This window comes from Winogradskyella rapida, from assembly GCF_042675845.1.
Classification (GTDB): domain Bacteria; phylum Bacteroidota; class Bacteroidia; order Flavobacteriales; family Flavobacteriaceae; genus Winogradskyella; species Winogradskyella rapida.
This window is the reverse complement of sequence record NZ_JBHTKM010000045.1, coordinates 1-2,380: the sequence shown is the minus strand read 5'-3', so window position 1 is coordinate 2,380 and position 2,380 is coordinate 1. Positions and strand designations below refer to the sequence as shown.

The following is a 2,380-nucleotide window of genomic DNA, read 5'->3' as shown; positions in this document are numbered from 1 at the left end:
CAATAATAAATTACTATGGGATATTAATCTTCATTTCTAAAGGCTATCCCCCTGTAAAAGGTAGATTGTATACGCGTTACTCACCCGTGCGCCACTCGTCAGCAAAAGAGCAAGCTCTTCTCTGTTACCGTTCGACTTGCATGTGTTAGGCCTGCCGCTAGCGTTCATCCTGAGCCAGGATCAAACTCTTCATCGTTAAATTTTAAGTCTTACGACTATACTTTTAACAACTAATAGGAATTATTCTAGTACTCCAAATGATTTATTCTCTTGTTTTTAATTAACCGTTTCCAGTTAATTTTTACGCTGTCAATTCAATATGTTAATGAACTTATTTTCTTTACTTTTGCTTAACATTGTTTCGCTAAGCGGGTGCAAATATATAACCCTTTTTTCATTCCCACAACTTTAATTTGAAAAAGTTTTTTAAGCCCTTTTCTAACTAAAATTATCTGACAATAAACGTGCGAAACTTGACATGCTGTCTTTGTTTCGGGGTGCAAATATAGAACCCTTTTATAAACCTACAACATCCTTGAGCGTTTTATTTTATTTTTTATTTAATGGGCTTATTTACTGTGAGTTAGTTTTAGCGTTATTTCACTTTTTATTTCATGGGCTCCAGATCCTGATGGTATAGGGTCTTTTTTAAGGTTTATCGAGTTAAAGAATACTTATCGTTTTTCGTTGATAATGGCAGATTGAGGAATTCCCTTTTGTTTGTTTTTTTTGATATGGTGTGGAAGTTCTCTCCTTTTATGATGCATAACGCAGCAGATCTTCTCGATGGTAGTTGTTAATTCATCCGGAATTGGTTTATAATATTATTTTTTGATGAAAGTTTTTATAATTTGAAGACCCATATTTGGATGAACGGCTTCATAAAAGTGATACGCATCCTTGTTGAATCTTTCGAAATTCTCATCATTCAATCTTACTCAACCTGGAGCGGGTTGAACAATTCTTTATTTTGAACTATTTTCTGAGAAGATTCCGTTTTATTTTCCTTTGAACTATGGATCCAGAATAAAGATTAAGGGTTTTTAATTATTAGTAGGCGCTATAATTTTAAATGAAGGTTTCTATTTTAGTTCGACGATTAATAATATGAAAGCTTATGCCCTAATAATCGAGATGAAACTATATCATCTCGATTACTATTTCACTCTTTTCAACAAGATTCTCCTTTTTTTAAAATTGGATTCAATAATTTCTCAAGAATCACCCTAGACTTATATGAATGGTAATTTTAAAGAAATCCTATTTAGGATTAATTGGATCTATTTATGGCTCTAATTTTAAATAACACTATTTTTATTTGTTAAGATTATCCACTACTCAATGTAAGATTACTATACTCAATAAGAATTTTCTGGATATTAATTGCCTTCAATAATAATAATAATATCACCTTAGCTTATTTTAAGTATTGCTATTCTTTATTTTGATGTACTACGGTCATCCCATTTTTAGACAACTTAACTTCACCTTATTTATAACTCGATTTAATAAACGAAGTAGAAATTTATTTTAGGAAACTCTTTTTATGGAGTCATCTTGGTTTTTAGGTCAGCTAGATGAAATAATTCTAGATATCAGGACAAAGTATATTTTATATTGAGAGACTTTATTCAACCTAATATTATTTTAGCTTACAATTTCCGTTTTTTTTATCATCATCAGCGAGTCTTATAATAAATAGATTTTTGTTTTAGTGGAACCTAGATTTAAGTTCCCAGTTCAGTCTTGTAGTTATATCCGTAAAGTTGAAATTACAGGAGGGATTCCGAGGAAAATTTGCCTTAATTAATTTCAAGCTTTACTAAAATTATTTCTAAAGGCGACTACTAAATATGATTATGAGTAGATAATTGCTTTTTGTTTAACAATCTTAAAAATCCAAATATTAAGTTCAGTCTTGATCTTCTCCCCGTGAAGTTGGGATTATGGGTAGGATTGCGAGCAATATATAAAGGTGTGGTTATTTAGGTGGTTTTTAAAAAAGGTGTAAAAACAAAAAACCCTTACTAGTTATCTAGTAAGGGTTCTTAAAAAAGGCGGCGACCTACTCTTCCACAGTAAAGTAGTACCATCGGCGCAAACGGGCTTAACTACTCTGTTCGGAATGGTAAGAGGTGAGCCCCGTCGCTATAACCACCTTAAGTCTTTATTCTGATTGTATCAGAACTTGGGTTGTTATAAATAATCAACACTAATATTGTTGACATATTGAAAAAATTACATGATTTTATGATGTGTAAGTAACGTAAACTTATAAAAAACGCTGTACAATAAGCCTATGGGTTATTAGTACTACTTGGCTATGACATTACTGCCTTTACACCTATAGCCTATCAACGTGGTCATCTTCCACGACCCT

The 2,380-nt window shown here is 31.8% G+C and carries 3 rRNA genes; all 3 read right to left on the bottom strand.

Features of this window, described 5'->3' with window-relative positions:
* Positions 1–196, bottom strand: a 16S ribosomal RNA gene (locus ACFQ13_RS06305); the annotation flags it as partial.
* Between the two features lie 1,856 nt (positions 197–2,052).
* A 5S ribosomal RNA gene (rrf, locus tag ACFQ13_RS06300) occupies positions 2,053–2,162 on the bottom strand.
* Positions 2,163–2,287: 125 nt separating this feature from the next.
* Positions 2,288–2,380, bottom strand: a 23S ribosomal RNA gene (locus ACFQ13_RS06295); the annotation flags it as partial.